At 75.4% G+C, this 16,473-nt stretch carries 13 protein-coding genes; 6 read left to right on the forward strand and 7 right to left on the reverse strand.

Annotated features, from left to right (window positions below; translation table 11 throughout):
* The first annotated feature begins 205 nt into the window (after window positions 1-205).
* On the forward strand, window positions 206-1,336 hold the full coding sequence (locus F1641_RS22835; RefSeq protein WP_194902992.1) for a site-specific integrase: 1,131 nt from the start codon (window positions 206-208) through the stop codon (window positions 1,334-1,336).
* Between the two features lie 27 nt (window positions 1,337-1,363).
* On the opposite strand, the gene F1641_RS03260 is transcribed toward F1641_RS22835, so the two are convergent.
* Window positions 1,364-1,576 carry a DUF5302 domain-containing protein gene (locus F1641_RS03260; RefSeq protein WP_194902993.1) on the reverse strand — a complete coding sequence of 71 codons (213 nt, stop codon included), beginning with the start codon at window positions 1,574-1,576 and terminating at the stop codon, window positions 1,364-1,366.
* A 149-nt stretch (window positions 1,577-1,725) separates the two neighbouring features.
* Here F1641_RS03260 and F1641_RS03265 point away from each other — a divergent pair, with 149 nt between their 5' ends.
* The 3 genes from F1641_RS03265 (at window position 1,726) to F1641_RS03275 (ending at window position 5,409) form a co-directional block, all read left to right on the forward strand.
* A complete protein-coding gene (locus F1641_RS03265; RefSeq protein WP_194902994.1) occupies window positions 1,726-2,754 on the forward strand; it encodes an ATP-dependent 6-phosphofructokinase in 1,029 nt (342 codons plus the stop codon).
* A 124-nt stretch (window positions 2,755-2,878) separates the two neighbouring features.
* Entirely contained in the window at window positions 2,879-4,276 is a 1,398-nt protein-coding gene (locus F1641_RS03270) for a class II 3-deoxy-7-phosphoheptulonate synthase (RefSeq protein WP_309225345.1), read from the forward strand.
* Complete coding sequence (locus tag F1641_RS03275) at window positions 4,276-5,409, forward strand: low specificity L-threonine aldolase (protein ID WP_194902996.1); 1,134 nt, start codon at window positions 4,276-4,278, stop codon at window positions 5,407-5,409. Before F1641_RS03270 ends, F1641_RS03275 begins: the two co-directional genes overlap by 1 nt.
* Before the next feature lie 24 nt (window positions 5,410-5,433).
* Here the strand turns inward: F1641_RS03275 and pknB are convergent, their stop codons facing one another.
* On the reverse strand, window positions 5,434-7,482 hold the full coding sequence (pknB, locus tag F1641_RS03280; RefSeq protein ID WP_194902997.1) for a Stk1 family PASTA domain-containing Ser/Thr kinase: 2,049 nt from the start codon (window positions 7,480-7,482) through the stop codon (window positions 5,434-5,436).
* Between the two features lie 76 nt (window positions 7,483-7,558).
* On the opposite strand from pknB, the gene F1641_RS03285 reads away from it, so the two are divergent.
* Window positions 7,559-7,948, forward strand: a complete 390-nt coding sequence (locus tag F1641_RS03285; protein ID WP_206690417.1) for an Rv2175c family DNA-binding protein — start codon at window positions 7,559-7,561, stop codon at window positions 7,946-7,948.
* 27 nt (window positions 7,949-7,975) lie between these two features.
* On the opposite strand, the gene F1641_RS03290 is transcribed toward F1641_RS03285, so the two are convergent.
* From F1641_RS03290 to F1641_RS03305, 4 genes are all read right to left on the reverse strand, one after another.
* Window positions 7,976-9,316: an MATE family efflux transporter gene (locus F1641_RS03290; RefSeq protein WP_194902998.1), complete on the reverse strand. Its 1,341-nt coding sequence runs from the start codon at window positions 9,314-9,316 to the stop codon at window positions 7,976-7,978.
* 113 nt (window positions 9,317-9,429) lie between these two features.
* Window positions 9,430-10,395, reverse strand: a complete 966-nt coding sequence (locus tag F1641_RS03295) for a phytoene/squalene synthase family protein (RefSeq protein WP_309225347.1) — start codon at window positions 10,393-10,395, stop codon at window positions 9,430-9,432.
* Complete coding sequence (gene crtI, locus F1641_RS03300) at window positions 10,386-11,903, reverse strand: phytoene desaturase family protein (RefSeq protein ID WP_194903346.1); 1,518 nt, start codon at window positions 11,901-11,903, stop codon at window positions 10,386-10,388. The genes F1641_RS03295 and crtI overlap by 10 nt, the downstream gene beginning before the upstream one ends.
* 211 nt (window positions 11,904-12,114) lie before the next feature.
* Window positions 12,115-13,284: a polyprenyl synthetase family protein gene (locus tag F1641_RS03305; protein WP_194902999.1), complete on the reverse strand. Its 1,170-nt coding sequence runs from the start codon at window positions 13,282-13,284 to the stop codon at window positions 12,115-12,117.
* 141 nt (window positions 13,285-13,425) lie between these two features.
* Between F1641_RS03305 and F1641_RS03310 the strand changes: the two genes are divergently transcribed.
* A complete protein-coding gene (locus F1641_RS03310; protein ID WP_194903000.1) occupies window positions 13,426-14,154 on the forward strand; it encodes a CDP-alcohol phosphatidyltransferase family protein in 729 nt (242 codons plus the stop codon).
* Here the strand turns inward: F1641_RS03310 and F1641_RS03315 are convergent.
* The gene (locus F1641_RS03315) at window positions 14,140-16,473 is read right to left on the reverse strand and encodes a bifunctional diguanylate cyclase/phosphodiesterase (protein ID WP_194903001.1); all 2,334 of its coding nucleotides are present in this window, start codon (window positions 16,471-16,473) and stop codon (window positions 14,140-14,142) included. The two genes, F1641_RS03310 and F1641_RS03315, sit on opposite strands and share 15 nt — an antisense overlap.

Consider the following 16,473-nt stretch of genomic DNA (forward strand, 5'->3'; position numbering starts at 1 on the left):
GAGGGCGCGCCGAGCTGACGCGGGATCGGGAGGTGCCTGGCATGACCCTTCGACACTCCGTCGTTGACCGAGGCAGGGTGAGCGCCGTCCGTCCACAGGGCCCGCTCCGACTGTCGTCATCCACAGGACAGCGCTGGCGTGCCGCTGCTGCTGACGACGATCCGGACCATCACTCGATGAGTGGCCACAGCAAGGCTGTCTGACGGTGGCGAGCATCGCGAAGAGGTCCGACGGAACCTGGCGCGCGAGGTTCCGCGACGAGCACGACAAGGAGCGCTCCCGCCACTTCCGCCGCAAGGTCGACGCCCAGCGCTGGCTGGACGAAGTCACCACCGCCGTCGTCACCGGTCAGTACGTCGATCCGACGGCCGCCCAGACGACCCTGGCCGAGTTCTACGCCGCGTGGTCCGAGCGGCAGGTGTGGGCTCCCAACACCGCTCGCGCCGTCGACATCGCCGTCAGGACCTGCACCTTCCGCGACCTTCAGCTGGGGCGGCTGCGGCGCAGCCACGTCGAGTCCTGGGTCGCCGGCATGCGCAAACAGGGCTTGGCGCCCGGCACGATCCGCACCCGCCGCAACAATGTGCGCTCGGTGCTGCGCGCCGCCGTCCTCGACCGGCACCTCGTCTCAGACCCCAGCGCCGGAGTGACGCTGCCGCGGGTGCGCCGCGCCGAAGCGGCCATGCGGCTCCCGGCCCCACAGGAGGTGGCGGCCGTGCTCGCCGCCGCGGTCGAGCCGGAGACCCGCGTCATGGTCCTGCTCGCCGCAGGCGCCGGTCTGCGCCTCGGTGAGCTCTGCGGCCTGCAGGTCGCTGACGTCGACTTCCTGCGCCGCACCGTCCGCGTGCGGCGCCAGCTCACGCGGGCGACCGGGGGAGTCCTCGTCGAGAGCCCGCCGAAGTACGGCAGCGAGCGGGACGTCCCCGTGCCTGACGCCCTGCTCGAAGCCGTCGCGCGATACGTCCAGGAACACCGTCCGGGCAACCAACCGACCCGGTGGTTGCTGACCGAGGGCGGGGGAGCGCCCCTCACCCAGAACATCGCCAGCGATCGGTGGCGCCGGGCCCGCCGCGGAGCCGGGGTCACCGGCATGCGCCTGCACGACCTCCGGCACTACTTCGCGTCGGGCCTCATCGCGGCCGGCGTCGACGTCGTCGCCGTCCAGCGAGCGCTCGGCCACCGCAGCGCCAGCGTCACCCTCAACACCTACAGCCACCTCTGGCCGAGTGCGGAGGACCGCACGCGGGCCGCGCTGGCGGGTCTGCTCGACGACCTCGCCAGTGCGGCTCCCCGCGCCGAAAATGCTGCGGACCAAGTGCGGACTAGCCGCACCTAAAAACGCCCTGACCTGCAGTGATGCGGGTCAGCCAGACTTGCGGCGGAACTCCTGGCGGGCGGTGGCGCCGCCGCGGCCGTGGAGGTTCTTGCCGCCGGCCACCTCGTCGTTCGGGTGCGTGACGCCCCGCTTGCGGTCCAGGGCCTCCTTGAACCGGCGCTTCTGCGCCTCGGCGGCGGTCTCGCCGCTGGTCTCGGCGGCGTCGGCCGGGTCGGCCGCGTCGTTCGCGTGCTCGGGCACGTCTTCCTCCTGGTGGGCGTCGGGGGCTGGACGCCCATCCTCCCGCGCCCGCTCGCGCAGGGTCACGCGGGTTTCACGAGCACCGGGGGAGCCCCCGAGCGGGCGACGGCGGCGGGGGACGGCGGACCCCCTCGCTAGGGTGGGCGACCATGCGCATCGGAGTTCTCACCGGAGGCGGCGACTGCCCCGGCCTCAACGCCGTCATCCGTGCTGCCGTGCTCAAGGGCACGGACACCTACGGGTTCGAGTTCGTGGGCTTCCGCGACGGCTGGAAGGGCCCCATCGAGGGTCTGACCACCCCGCTCGACCGCTCGGTCGTGGAGCACATCCTCCCCGTGGGCGGCACCATCCTCGGCTCGTCCCGCACCAACCCCGTGAAGATGGAGGGCGGGGTCGACGCGATCCGCGCCACCATGGAGCGCCTCGGCATCGACGCGCTGCTGGCCATCGGCGGCGAGGACACGCTCGGCGTGGCCACCCACCTGAACACGGTCGGCATCAAGGTCGTCGGCGCGCCGAAGACCATCGACAACGACCTGTCCGCCACGGACTACACCTTCGGCTTCGACACCGCGGTGCAGATCGCCGTCGACGCGTGCGACCGCCTGGCCACCACCGGCGCCAGCCACCACCGCGCGATGATCGTCGAGGTCATGGGCCGCCACGCGGGCTGGATCGCGCTGCACACCGGCATGGCCGCCTCCGCCCACGTCACCCTCCTCCCGGAGGAGGAGTACGACGCCGACGCCGTCGCGGCCACCATCGCGAAGGTCGCCGAGCGCGGCGAGGCCCCCCTGGTCGTCATCTCCGAGGGCGCCATCGCCGCCGGCGGCGACGTGACCCACACCGGCGCCGAGCTCGACGCGTTCGGCCACGTGCAGCTGAAGGGCGCCGGCGAGGCGCTCGAGCGGATCCTCAACGACAAGCTGCCCGACCTGCCCACCCGCGTCACGGTGCTCGGCCACCTCCTGCGCGGCGGCACGCCCACCGCGTACGACCGCATCCTCGGCACCCGCTCGGGCCTGTCGGCGATCACGGCGATCGCTGAGGGCAACTTCGGCACGATGGCCGCGCTGCGCGGCACCGAGGTCGTCCAGGTGCCCCTGGCCGAGGCCACGGGCGAGCTGAAGACGGTCTCCAAGGCCCGCATCGACGAGCTGGCGCACGTCTCCGGCTGACACCCCGCACCACTCGAGCGGCCTCTCGCCGCTCACCCGGAAGGGCCGTCCCGCACCCGCGGGCGGCCCTTTCGGCGCACGAGGCGGTGGGGCGCCGAGCGGTGGGCCCGTAGGCTTGCCCGCCGTGAGCACCACGACGCCGCCCGCGGCCCCCCTGCGCTCCGCGCTCGACGCCCTCGCGGCGCCCAACGGCGCCCTGGCCGACCTGCCGGCCGACCTGCCCGCGCAGCAGCAGCCCACCTGGGACGAGACCGAGCTGGCCGCCGCCGTCGCCGAGCTGTCGACGCTGCCGCCGCTGGTCTTCGCCGGCGAGTGCGACCTGCTCACCGAGCGCCTCGCCGCCGCCTCCACGGGCCGCGCCTTCGTGCTCCAGGGCGGCGACTGCGCCGAGACCTTCGCCGACGCCACGGCCGACTCGATCCGCAAGCGGATGCGCACGATCCTGCAGATGGCGGTGGTGCTCACCTACGCCGCCAGCACGCCGGTCATCAAGATCGGCCGCATGGCCGGGCAGTACGCCAAGCCCCGCTCCAGCGGCACCGAGACCCGCGACGGCGTCACGCTGCCCGCCTACCGCGGAGACGCGGTGAACGACTTCGCGTTCACCGAGGAGGCGCGCCGCAACGATCCGCAGCGGCTCGTGAAGGCGTACCACACCTCCGCCGCCACGCTGAACCTCATCCGGGCGTTCACCACCGGCGGTGAGGCCGACCTGCGCCAGGTGCACACCTGGAACAAGGGCTTCGCGAGCAAGGCCGCCAGCGCCCGCTACGAGGCCACCGCGCGCGACATCGAGCGCGCCATCTCCTTCATGGAGGCGTGCGGCGCCTACAGCCAGGAGCAGCTGGGCCGCGTGGAGTTCTACGCCAGCCACGAGGCGCTGCTGCTGCCCTACGAGCGCGCGCTCACCCGCACCGACTCGCGCACCGGCAAGCTGTACGACGTCTCCGCCCACTTCCTGTGGATCGGCGAGCGCACCCGCCAGCTCGACGGCGCGCACGTCGACCTGCTCTCCCGCGTGCAGAACCCGATCGGCGTGAAGCTCGGCCCGACGACGACGCGCGAGGAGGTGCTCGGCCTGGTCGACAAGCTCGACCCCCAGCGCCGCGCCGGCCGCCTCACCTTCGTCACGCGCATGGGCGCCGGGCGCATCCGCGAGGCGATGCCCGCGGTGGTCGAGGCCGTCAACGAGTCGGGCGCGCAGGTCGTGTGGACGTGCGACCCGATGCACGGCAACACCATCACCAGCCCGTCCGGGTACAAGACCCGCCGCTTCGACGACGTCATCGACGAGGTCCGCGGCTTCTTCGAGGTGCACTCCTCGCTGGGCACCGTCCCGGGTGGCCTGCACGTGGAGCTCACCGGCGGCGACGTCACCGAGGTCCTCGGCGGCCACCAGGCCATCGAGGACTCCGACCTCGCCACCGCCTACGAGTCGCTGTGCGACCCGCGCCTGAACCACCAGCAGTCCCTCGAGATGGCCTTCCTCGTCGCGGAGATGCTGCAGGAGCGCTCCGTCTGATGGCCTCCAGCACCACCTCGGAGGCAGCAGCGGCGAGCGGGTACGGCGCGTCGGTCCCGGGCGCCGGGCCGGGCGCGGTCCGGGTCGACCTGCGCTCGGACACCCTGACGCGGCCGACCCCGGCCATGCGCCGGGCGGTCGCCGAGGCGGAGGTCGGCGACGACGTCTACGCCGAGGACCCGACCACCAACGCCCTCGAGGCGCGGGTGGCCGGGATGCTCGGCCACGAGGCGGGGCTCTTCAGCCCGACGGGCTCCCTGGCCAACGTGCTGGGCGTCCGGCTGCTGGTGGAGCCCGGTGAGGAGCTGCTCTGCGACGCCCTCGCCCACGTGGTGCGGGCCGAGCTCGGTGCCCACGCGGTCACCTCCGGGGTGACCACCCGCACCTGGGACGCGCCGCGCGGCCTGGTCGACGGCGCGGTGGTCGACCGCATCGCCGCGATGATGTCGCCCGACGCCGGACCCCACCTGGTGTCCACCGCGGCCGTCGCCGTGGAGGACACCCACAACTTCGGCGGCGGCACCGTCCAGCCGCTCGGGCAGCTCCACGCCCTCCGGACCCTCACCGCCGACGCCGGGGTGGCCCTCCACCTCGACGGCGCCCGGCTGTGGAACGCCGCCGTCGCCCAGCGCGAGCAGCGCCCCGGCGGCTGGCAGGAGGTGCTCCGCGAGGTCGGGGGCCTGGTCGACACCGCCTCGGTGTGCCTGTCCAAGGGGCTGGGCGCCCCGGTCGGCTCCGTGCTCGTCGGCTCGGCCGAGCGGATCGCCCGCGCCCGCGTGTGGCGCAAGCGCATGGGCGCCGGCATGCGCCAGACCGGTCTGCTGGCCGCGGCGGCGCTCCACGCCCTCGACCACCACGTCGACAGGCTCGCCGACGACCACGCCCGCGCCCGCCGCATCGCCGAGGCCGCCGAGGCGGCGCGCCCCGGGTGCACCGACCCCGCGCTCGTCGACACCAACATCGTGGTGCTCGACGTCCCCGACGCCCGCGCCCTGGTGCTGGCGGCGGCGCAGCGGGGCGTCGCCCTGTCAGCGCTGGGTCCGCGCACCGCGCGGCTGGTCACCCACCTCGACGTCGACGACGCCGGTGCGGACCTGGCGGCCGAGGTGCTCTCGGAGCTCCTCGCCGGCTGAACCGGCTGGACCCTCCGGGCGGGGTCAGGGACCGACGTAGAGCGTGACCTTCGTGCCCGGGAGCACCTTGCTGTCGCCGGGCACGTCCTGGCCCTGGACGCGGTCGCCGACGATCCAGGTGCGCTGCACGACGACCTCCAGGCCGAGGCCCTCCAGCGTCCCGCGCGCGTCGTCGACGCTGCGGTCGACCAGGTTCGGCACGGTCACCATCGCCGGCCCGTCGGACACGACGACGGCGACGCGGTCACCGACGCCGAGGTTGCCCGTCGACGGCGACGACGAGATGACCTCGCCCGCGGGCACGGTGTCGTCGTTCGCGCGCTTCACCTCGCCGAGCTGCAGCTCGACGTCCTTGAGGGCCTGGGTGGCCTCGTCGAGGGTGCGGCCCTTGAGCACGGGCGCCGGGATCTGCTTGGGCCCCTGCGAGACGGTGAAGGCCACCTCGGAGCCGGCCTTCAAGGGGTTGTTGGTCGGCGTCTGCTGGGACACCACGCTGCCGACGGGCACCGTCTCCGAGTACGCCTGCCCGACCGTGCCCACCTTCAGGTCAGCCCCGGTGATGAGCTCCTCCGCCTGCGCCTGGGTCTTGCCGGTGAGGTCGGGGACCTGGATCAGCCGGACGCCCCGCGAGACGACGAGGGTGACGGTGCTGTCCTTGGCGACGCTCTCGCCGGCCGCGGGCTCCGTGCTGATGACGCCGTCCACGGCGACGGTGTCGCTGTAGTCGGGCCGGGTCTCGACCTCGAAGCCCGCGGCCTCCAGCGCCTGCTCGGCCTGGGCGGCGGTGCCGGGCGTGACCCGGGGCACCACGACCTGCGCCAGCGGCCCGTCGGTGTAGGCCCAGACAGCGCCGCCACCGAGGGCGACCAGCAGGGCCACCAGCCCGGCGAGCAGCAACAGCAGCCGGTGCGAGCGGCTGCGCCGGGGGCCGTCGTCGTCGGCCTCCTCGGCGTCGGCGGGCAGGCCCAGCGGGCTCGACGTCCGGCGCACCGCGCGGGTCTGGCTGCGGGTCTTCGGCGCCCCGGCCGCCGGGGCGAGGTCGGCCCCGGTGAACGCCGCGGTCGGCGTCGTCAGCGGGGCGGCGGGACCGGCGGCGGCCGCGTCGCGCAGCTCGCTGACCGGCAGCGCCACGATGTGCTCGCGCTCGTGCACGCGGGTGCCGTCGACGGTCACGGGCACCGTGGCCGGGTCGGGCACGACCACGGCGGGGGCGTCGAGCACGTCGTCGGGCAGGCCGTCGCGCAGGTCGCGGACCAGGTCGAGCATCACGCCGGCGTCGCGGGGGCGGCGGTCGGGCTCGCGGTCGGTGGCGCTGGCGACGAGCGCGTCGACGCCCTCCGGCACCCCGGGGCGCACCCGGGAGACCAGGGGCAGGTCCTGGCTGACGTGGCGGTACGCCACCTGCGCCGGGGCGCCGCCGGCGAAGGGCGCGCGGCCGGTGAGCAGCTCGTACAGGACGACGCCGGCGGCGTACACGTCGGCCCGCTCGTCGGAGGCGCCGTCGAGCACCAGCTCGGGGGCGAGGTAGCCGACGGTGCCGATCAGGGTGCTGGTGGCCCCGCCGGTGGCCGTGGTGGCGGCGCGCGCCAGGCCGAAGTCGGCCACGCGCAGGCGGCCGTCGTCACCGACGAGCACGTTCTCGGGCTTCACGTCGCGGTGAACCAGCCCGGCGTCGTGCGCGGCGGCGAGGCCGTCGAGCACCTCCTCGATCAGGTCGAGGGCGTCACCGAGGGTCAGGGGGGCAGCGGCGGCGACCAGGTCGCGCAGCGTGCGGCCGGGGATGTACTCCATGGCCAGGTAGACGGTGCCGTCACCGGCGCCCTGGTCGTACACGGAGACCACGCCGGGGTGGCTCAGGCGGGCCGCGGAGCGGGCCTCGCGGGTGAAGCGGGCCACGAACGACGCGTCGGCCGCGAGGTGGGCGTGCATCACCTTCAGCGCCACCGGGCGCTCCAGGCGCGTGTCGGTGGAGAGGTAGACGGTGGCCATGCCGCCGCTGGCGATCCTGTCGTGCACCAGGTAGCGGCCGTCGACGAGGCGCCCGACGAGGGGGTCCTTCACCGCTGTGGCCACACCGGCGAGTCTACGGTCGGGTCCCGGCGGGGGAGGCCCACTTCAGCAACACCTCAGGCGGTGGCAGGCTCTGGGCGTGGCTGACACGACCGATGAGCTGGACCGCCTGGCAGAGCTGGTGCCCGACGACGCGTGGCTGACGGTGCCGGACATCGTCGAGCGCCTGGACAGCGACGTGCAGAAGGTGCGCCGCATGCTCGACGAGCGGCTGCTCGTGGGCGTGCGCCGCTCGTCCACCCCGGGCGGGCCCAAGGTGCTGCAGGTGCCCGCGCGCCTGGTGGAGCCGGAGCCGCTGGTCAGCCTGCCGGGCACGCTGACGGTGCTGTTCGACGCCGGCTTCTCCGACGCCGAGGCGCTGCGCTGGCTCTTCACCCCCGACGAGGCCCTGGGCACCTCGCCCGTGGAGGCGCTGCGCGCCAACCGCATCGCCCCGGTCCGCCGCGTCGCGCAGGTGCTCGGGTACTGACCCGGGAGGCCGGAGGGGTGCGGCTGGTCAGCGGGTGGCGCCGGTGACCAGCCAGGCCCCGCCGCGCTCGCGGGGCACGAGGGTGACCAGCCGCGCCGCGGTGTAGGCGCCCGCGAACACCACCCACAGCCACACCAGGCCGGTGCGCCCCGGCGGCGCCCAGGCCAGCACCGCGAGGGCCAGCGGCGCGTAGACCGCCGCCGAGGCGATGCTCGCGCCGGCCAGGTAGCGACCGTCGCCGGCGCCGATGAGCACGCCGTCGAGCACGAAGACCCACCCCGCCAGGGGCAGGCAGCACGCCAGCACGACCGTCGCGGCGGCCAGCGCGGCGCGGACCTCCGGGTCGGGGCTGAACAGCGAGGCCACCGGGGCTGCGAGCACGACGAGCACCGCACCCATCACCGCGCCGGTCACCACCCCCCAGACCACCAGGCGGCGCACCTGCCCGCGGGCGGCGGCGGCGTCGCCGGCTCCCAGCGCCCGCCCCACCAGGGCCTGCGCGGCGATGGCGAGGGCGTCGAGGGCGAGCGCCGTCGTCGTCCACAGCACCACGGCCACCTGGTGGGCGGCGATGCCCGCGTCGCCCTGGCGGGCCGCGACGTACGTGGTGAGCAGCAGCGCCGCCCGCAGGGCCAGCGTGCGCACGAGCAGCGGCACGCCGGCGCGGGCGGAGCGGAGCACCCCGAGGCCCCGCGGGGCGAGGTCGGCCCAGCCGGCACCCGGCTGGCGACGGACCCCGCGCACGACCACCACCGCCAGCGACACCGCCATGCCCAGCTGCGTGATGGCCGTGCCCGCTGCCGACCCGGCGACGCCGAGACCGGCGCCGAACACCAGCAGCAGGTTGAGCCCGGTGTTGACGACGGCGCCGGTGACGGCGACCACGAGCGGCGTGACCGTGTCCTGCAGGCCGCGCAGCACCCCGGTCGCGGCGAGCACCACCAGCATCCCGGGCAGCCCCGGCAGGCTCCAGTGCAGGTAGTCGAGGGCGAACGGGCGGGCGGCCGCCGAGACCCCGAGGGCGTCGACCACCGGGCCGCTGACCGCCCAGGTGGCCACGGCGACCACGACCCCCAGGCCCGCGGCCAGCCACATCCCGTCGACGCCGCTGGCCAGGGCCCCGCGCAGGTCACCGGCGCCGACGCGCCGGGCCACGCTCGCGGTGGTGCCGTAGGCGAGGAAGACGAAGACGCTGACCGCCGTCGCCAGCACCGCTCCCGCGACGCCCAGGCCCGCCAGCGGCAGCACCCCGAGCCGCCCGACGATGGCGGAGTCGGCCAGGAGGAACAGCGGCTCGGCCAGCAGGGCCCCGAGCGCGGGGACCGCCAGCCGCAGGACCTCCCGGTCCGCCTCCCTCACCGTGATCATGGGATCTGCGTCCAGGACCCGCAGTGATCATGGGATCCGTGCGCGGCCGGGTGTGCGCGGATCCCATGATCACGGTCGTTCACGTGCACGGATCCCATGATCACGGTCGGGGGTCAGGCGGCGAGGGCGCGCCAGCGGGTCATCTCGCGGCGGGCCGCCCGCGCCCGGCCCAGCGCCGGCAGCGCCACCGCGAGGCGGCGCGGCAGCGGCACCGAGACCCGCTGGTCGAGGACGCGGTACCCGGCGTCCTCGACGGCTCCGAGGATGCCGCCGTACAGCTCGAAGGCGCAGCGGATCGAGTCGCGGCTGGTGGGGTGCAGCAGCGCGATGCCGGGCTCGGCTTCGCGGTACACCTCGCGGGTGCGGGCCACCTCGAACCGCAGCAGCTCCACCACCCGGCGGTCCAGCGCTCCCGACCGGCGGCCGTGCAGCAGCAGCTCCCTGTCGACGCCGTGGGCCGCGAGGTCCTCGTCGGGCAGGTAGGTGCGCCCGCGGTCGAGGTCCTCCCCGACGTCGCGGACGAAGTTGCTCATCTGGAACGCCTCGCCGAGCAGCTCGGCGCGGTGCGCCGCCTCGGCCTCGGCGCCCGGCAGCGGCTGCAGCACCGGCAGCATCTGCAGGCCGATGACGTTGGCCGAGCCGTACATGTACTGCTGCAGGTCGGCGTAGGTCGGGTAGTGGGTCGTCGTGATGTCGGCCCGCATCGAGTCGAGGAAGGCCGTCACCGTGCCCAGCGACAGGTCCCAGCGGCGCACGGTCGCGAGCATCGCCCGGCCCACCGGCTCGCTGGGGCGCTCGCGACCGTCGAGCGAGGCGAGGAACCCGTCCGACCAGGCGACCAGGGCGTCGGGGTCGGGGTCGGTGAGGGAGTCGACGAACTCGTCGGCGTAGCGGGCGAAGCCGTACAGCGCCCACACCCAGGGGCGCTTGGACGGCGGCAGCAAGGCCGTCGCCAGGAAGTACGTCTTGCCGTGCTCGGCGTGCAGCGCGCGGCACTCCAGCAGGTCGGCGCGCAGCTGCGGGTCGGTGACCCCCGCCGCGTCGAGGCTGGCGCTGCCCGCCGGCCGCCTCACCGCCACGCGCGGGAGCGGTAGGAGCGGTCGACGCCGGTGATGCGCTCGGCGGCCAGGCGGCCGCTGATCAGCACCATCGGCACCCCGACGCCGGGCTGCGTGCCCGACCCGGTGAACACGACGTTCTCACCCCAGAGGTTGCCGGGGCGGAACGGCCCGGTCTGGCCGAAGGTGTGGGAGGAGGCGAAGGGCGCGCCGTCGGCCATGCCGCGGTCCAGCCAGTCGAGCGGGGTGGTGACGTCCTCCACCTCGATGCCCTCGCCGAAGCCCGGGTAGCCGCGCCGCTCCAGGGTGGAGATGACGTGCTCGCGGTAGCGCGGGGCCACCTCGTTCCAGTCCAGGCCGTGCTTAGCACCGGCGGACAGGCTCGGGGTGGGGAACAGCACGTAGTACACGTGCCGCCCGGCCGGGGCCAGGCTCGGGTCGCTGACGGTGGGGGTCGAGACCAGCACGCTCGGGTCGCTCATGAGGCGCCCGCCGGTCAGCTCGGCGAACACCTCCTTCCACGCCCGCCCGAAGAGGATCGTGTGGTGCGCGGCGTCCTCGTAGGAGGCCCTCGAGCCCGCGAGCATGAGGTAGCACGACGGGGAGAACACCAGCGGCCGCAGGCGGCGGTGCTCCACCCCGAGCAGGTCGGAGTACGCCACCGGCAGGTCGGGGTTGAGGACGACGGCGTCGGCGGGGATGCGCTCGCCGTCGGTCGTGATGACCGCCGTGGCGCGGCTGTTGGCGTGCTCCACCGAGGCGACCGTCGTCGAGAAGCGGAACTCCACGCCGTGGGCGGCGGCCGCGGCCGCCATCGCCGACGGGACCGCGCTGACGCCGCCGCGGGCCGAGAACACCCCGGCCACGGAGTCCATGTAGGCGATGACGGCGTAGATGGCGAGCGCGTCGTAGGGCGACAGGCCCGCGTACAGCGCCTGGAAGGAGAACACCTTCTGCAGGCGCTCGTCCTTGAGGTACTGCCCGACGACCGGGGCGAGCTTGGAGAAGCCCTGGCGGCGCAGCAGGCGCAGCAGGTCGGGGCGGAGCAGGTCGAGCGGGGTGTCGATGTTCCTGTCGATGAAGGTGCGCATCTCCGCGCGGTAGAGCTCGGAGACGAACTCCACGAAGCGCAGGTAGCCCGCGGCCTCCTCGGGGCCGCAGACCCGCCGCACCTCCTCGGCCATCTGCTGGGGGTCGGCGTGGACGTCGAGGGTGGAGCCGTCGGCGTACTTGGCGCGGTACAGCGGGGTGACCGGCTCGAGGGTCAGCCAGTCGGCCATGTCCTCGCCGAGCGCGTCGAAGCAGTCGGCCACCAGGTCGGGCATGGTCAGCACCGTCGGGCCGGTGTCGAAGCGGTAGTCGCCGGCGCCGTCGGGCGCGGGGGCGGTGATGCGCCCGGCGCGGCCGCCCGGGTGCGCCTCGCGCTCCACCACGGTGACCTTGCGGCCCGCGCCGGCCAGGCGCATCGCGGCGGACAGGCCCGCGAGCCCCGCGCCGACGACGACGACGTGGTCGGTGGGGCCCACCACGCCGCGCTGGCGGCCGGGCACGAGCGCGTCGACGGTGCGGCGCACGGCCAGCCGGCGGGAGCCGGAGCCGGCCAGCGGGGACAGCAGGGAGGTCACGCGGTCATCCTCACAGCGGGGGGAGCGGGTCGCCGCCCGGGAGGGCGCGGAGGTGCTGGTCGTCACACCGGCCCCGGTGACGCCCCGGGAGGCGGGGCGGGGCCGGTGCGGGGGCTCAGGTGGTGCGGGCGGTGGCGGCGTCGACGAGGGCGTCCAGCGCGGCCCGCCCCTCGTCGGTGACGTCGGCCCCGGCCAGCGCCTCGCGGCTGCGGCGGACGCCGTCGTCGATGAGCTCCTCCACGCGGGCCAGGGCGCCCGTGTCGACGACGACGTCGCGGAGCGCGGCCACGCCGTCGGCGTCGAGGTGCGGGTCTCCGAGGTGGCGCTGCAGCAGCTCGGCCTGGGCGTGCGTCGAGCCCTGCAGCGCGTACGCCACGAGCACGGTGCGCTTGCCCTCGCGCAGGTCGTCACCGGCGGGCTTGCCGGTCTGGGCCGGGTCGCCGAAGACGCCGAGCACGTCGTCGCGGAGCTGGAAGGCCTCGCCGAGGGCGAGCCCGAAGGTGGAGTACGAGGCCGTCAGCGCGGGGGAGGCCCCGCCCAGCGCGGCGCCCACCAGCAGCGGCTGCTCCACGGAGTACTTGGCGCTCTTGAAGCAGATGACCCGGCGGGCCCGCTGCAGCAGCGCCTCGGCCTCGGCCTGCAGCGGAGCCGCCGTCGCGGCGCCCGCGCCGCCCGCGCTCACCGCGGGGGAGGCCACGCGCAGCGGTGCGGCCTGAGCCAGCATGTCGAGGTACTGGCCGCCCATGAGCTGGGTGCGCATCCGGTCGAACACGACCTCCGCGTCGCGGCGCCGGTCGCCCGGCAGGACGGCGCTGCGGAAGACCTCGTCGGACCAGGCCAGGCACAGGTCACCGGCGAGGATCGCCCCCGCGGCGCCGAACCGGTCGCCGTCGCCGTCCCACCCCTGCTCGGCGTGCAGGGCCGCGAAGAACCGGTGGGTCGCGGGCATGCCGCGCCGGGTGTCGGAGGCGTCCATCACGTCGTCGTGGATGAGCGCCGCGGCCTGGAAGAGCTCCAGGGCCGTGGCCACGCGCACCACCGACTCGGCGTCGACCGGGGCGCTCGCCGCGGCCGGGTCGCCGCCGGCGCCGCGCCAGCCCCACCAGCAGAACGCCGGGCGCAGGCGCTTGCCGCCCGCGACGAGGCGGGCGATGGCTGCGACCAGGGCGTCGCTCTCCTGGCCGACCTCGGCCAGCGCCGCGGCCTGGGCGGCGAGGACGGCGTCCAGCTCGGCCTGGACCCGGGCCCGCAGGTCGTCGGCGTCGAGGACTCGGACGGGACTCACCGGGGGAGCCTATGCGCGGAACGGCGTCCCGCCCGTCGGGTGACACCACAGAAGGACGCTCAGGCACCCGTCGGGCACCCGCCGGGCGTCCCCAGCGGTGGAAGGGGGCCCCCGCCGGGCCCACCGGGCTAGCGTGCCCGGGTGCAGGAGCCCGGTCGCACCTCCTCGGCGGAGCACGCGCGGCGCTGGTCGCAGGCCCACGGCGGGGTCCACGCGTCGCCGCTGGTGCGGTGGTGGCTCGGCGGCGTCCGCCGGGCCGCGACCCCGCTCGTGTCGGCAGGGGTGAGCCCGTCGGCGGTGACCCTGGCCGGGCTGGCGCTGTCGCTGCTGGCCCTCGTGCCCGCCGCTGCCGCCGGGGGCGCCTGGGGGTTCGCAGGGGGGCTCGTCGGGGGGCCTGCCGAGGGCCCGGCTGCGCGGTGGGCCCTGGCGGTCCCGGTGCTCCTGGGCGCCGCGGCGCTCGCCGACGGCCTCGACGGCGCCGTCGCCGTCCTCGGCGGCACGGCGAGCCGCGGGGGGGCCGTGCTCGACGCGGTCTGCGACCGCGTCTCCGACGCCGCAGGCCTGGCCGCGCTGTGGCTGCTCGGCGCCCCCGTGCTGCCGGTGCTGCTGGCGGCCGGGCTCGGCCAGGTGCACGAGTACGCCCGGGCCCGCGCGCAGGCCGAGGGGATGACGGGGCCGGGGGCCGTCACGGCCTCCGAGCGGCCCACGCGCGTGCTGGTGGCGGCCATGTTCGCCCTCGCGTGCGGGGTCCACCCGCAGGACGCCGGCACCTGGGCCGCCACCGGCGCCTGGGTGGCGGCCGCGGCCGCCCTGGTCGGCCTGGCGCAGCTGCTCGTCGCGGTGCGACGGGGCCTGTCAGGCCCCCGCTGACCCGCCGACCGGCTCCGGGGCCGGGTCGGAGGCCAGCTCGGAGGCCAGCTCGGAGGCCAGCTCGGACGCCGGGACCGCGCGGGCGTGCAGGGCGCCCACCACCAGCTCCGGCAGCAGGTGCGGCTCCACCGGTGGGGAGAAGTGGTATCCCTGCCCTGTGCTGCACCCCTGGGCGGCCAGCGCCGCGCGCTGGTGCTCGTGCTCGACGCCCTCGGCCACCGTCGCCAGGCCGAGCACGTCGGCCATCGCGACGATGGCGTCGACGAGGGAGAGGTCACCAGCGTCCGAGAGCCTGTCGACGAAGCTCTTGTCGATCTTGATGATGTCGACGGGCAGGCGGTGCAGGTAGCTCAGCGAGGAGTAGCCGGTGCCGAAGTCGTCGATGGCCAGGCGAACGCCGAGGGCCCGCAGGGCCTCGAGGACCTCCAGCGCCGCGTCGTCCTGACCCACGAAGACGCTCTCGGTGACCTCGAGAACCAGCGATGTGGGGGGCAGCCCCGACGCGCCCAGCGCCTCGACCACCGCGGAGACGAGGCCGGGGTCGTGCAGCTGGTGACCCGAGAGGTTGACGCTGAGGCGCATCTGCTCCGCCCCGGGCACCTCGGCGCGCCAGGTGGCCACCTGCCCGCAGGCCTCGCGGAGGACGAAGGCGCCGATGGCGTCGATGAGGCCGGTGGACTCCGCCAGCGGGATGAAGTCCGCCGGTACGACGACGCCGTGCTCGGGGTGGTGCCAGCGCACCAGCGCCTCGACCCCGGAGACGCCACCGGTGGCCATGTCGACCAGCGGCTGGTAGACGACGCGGAACTCCTCCTGGTCGACGGCGCGGCGCAGGTCGGCCTCCAGCTGGACCCGCTCCACGAGCGCCTCGAGCATGTGCGGGGCGAAGACTGCGACCCCGCCCTTGCGGGTCGACTTCGCCTCGTACATGGCCAGGTCCGCCGCCCGCAGGAGCTCCTCGGCGCCGTGCCCCGCCGTGCGGGTGCTGGCCAGGCCGACGCTCGTGCCGATGTGGACCTCGGTGGCCCGGACGGAGAACGGCTGGCGCACCGCCTCGCAGATGCGGCGGGCCAGGCGCTCGGCCTCGGCGAGCTCCACCCCTTCGTCGAGGAGCACCGCGAACTCGTCGCCGCCCATGCGGGCCACGGTGTCGCCCTGGCGCACGGCGGCGAGGAGCCGCTCGGCGACCAGCACCAGCAGCTCGTCGCCGGCGCCGTGGCCGAGGGTGTCGTTGACGGCCTTGAAGCCGTCGAGGTCGAGGTAGCAGACCTTGACCGGCCCGCGGGTGCCGCGGCTGCGCAGGGCGTGCTCGAGGCGGTCCTCGAAGAGGGCGCGGTTGGGCAGGCCGGTCAGGGCGTCGCTGAACGCCTGGCGGGTGAGCTGCCGCTCGAGCTCGCGCGCGGCGGTCACGTCGCGGCCGTTGACGACCAGGCCCCGCACGTCGGGGTCGGCCAGCAGGTCGGTCACCACGGCGTCCACGTCGACCCGGTGGCCGTCGGCGTGCCGCAGGGCCAGACGCAGCTCCAGCTGGCGCACGCCGGCCGCGAGCGCGGACTCGATCGCTGCGAGGGCGCGGGCCCCCTCCTCGTCGCCGTGGAGGTGCTCGGCCGCGGGACGCCCGACGGTGGAGCCGTGCGCCAGTCCGAGGAGCCGCGCCGCGCCGGGGTTGGCGTAGGCGAGGCGCTGCTCGGCGTCGACCACGAGCACCAGGTCCGAGCTGTGGGCGACCAGCGAGGCGAACCGCTGCCTGCGGTCGGCGAGGGCGCGCGTGCGCTCCTCGACCCGCTGCTCCAGGTGGTGCTGCAGGCGGGTGGTGCGGCGCAGCTCGAGGAGGGTGCGGCAGACCACCAGCAGGAGCACCGCGGTGCTGAGCCAGAAGAGCACCTGCTCTCCGGTGGTTCCCGCGCGGGCGGCGTTGGACGCCGTCACCAGCACGGTGACGCCCGCCCCGGCCAGCGCCATGACCGTCCCGCCGGACATCTCCGCGCGGGCCACGGGGCGCTGGTCGCGGTGCCGGTGCAGGAGGGCGCCGACGAGCACCGTCGTCCAGCCCAGCAGCCACAGGGCGACCGAGGCCGCGTCGGCGCTGTGCCCGTCCACGAGGAAGCTCCGGGAGGAGGTGGTGTCACCGGCGCACACGACCGCCAGGCCAGTGCAGGCCGTGCGGAGGCCCGGCTCGCGCTCGGGGCTGCGCACGAGGGCGTGGACCGCCGGGGCGGGGACGGCCACGGACAGCACCATGACCACGACGACGACCCAGGTCGCCAGCGACGGCGGTCGCTGGTCCAGCACCGGGCCGAGCACCGCCGACCAGAGCAC

The organism is Quadrisphaera sp. INWT6 (genome assembly GCF_015390235.1).
Classification (GTDB): Bacteria; Actinomycetota; Actinomycetes; order Actinomycetales; family Quadrisphaeraceae; genus Quadrisphaera.

What these genes read in the sequence shown, in the direction of transcription:
- F1641_RS03265 (WP_194902994.1), top strand. Translation starts at nt 1,726, where the DNA reads ATGCGCATCGGAGTTCTCACCGGAGGCGGCGACTGCCCCGGCCTCAAC.
- F1641_RS03275 (WP_194902996.1), top strand. Translation starts at nt 4,276, where the DNA reads ATGGCCTCCAGCACCACCTCGGAGGCAGCAGCGGCGAGCGGGTACGGC.
- F1641_RS03290 (WP_194902998.1), bottom strand. Translation starts at nt 9,316, where the DNA reads ATGATCACGGTGAGGGAGGCGGACCGGGAGGTCCTGCGGCTGGCGGTC.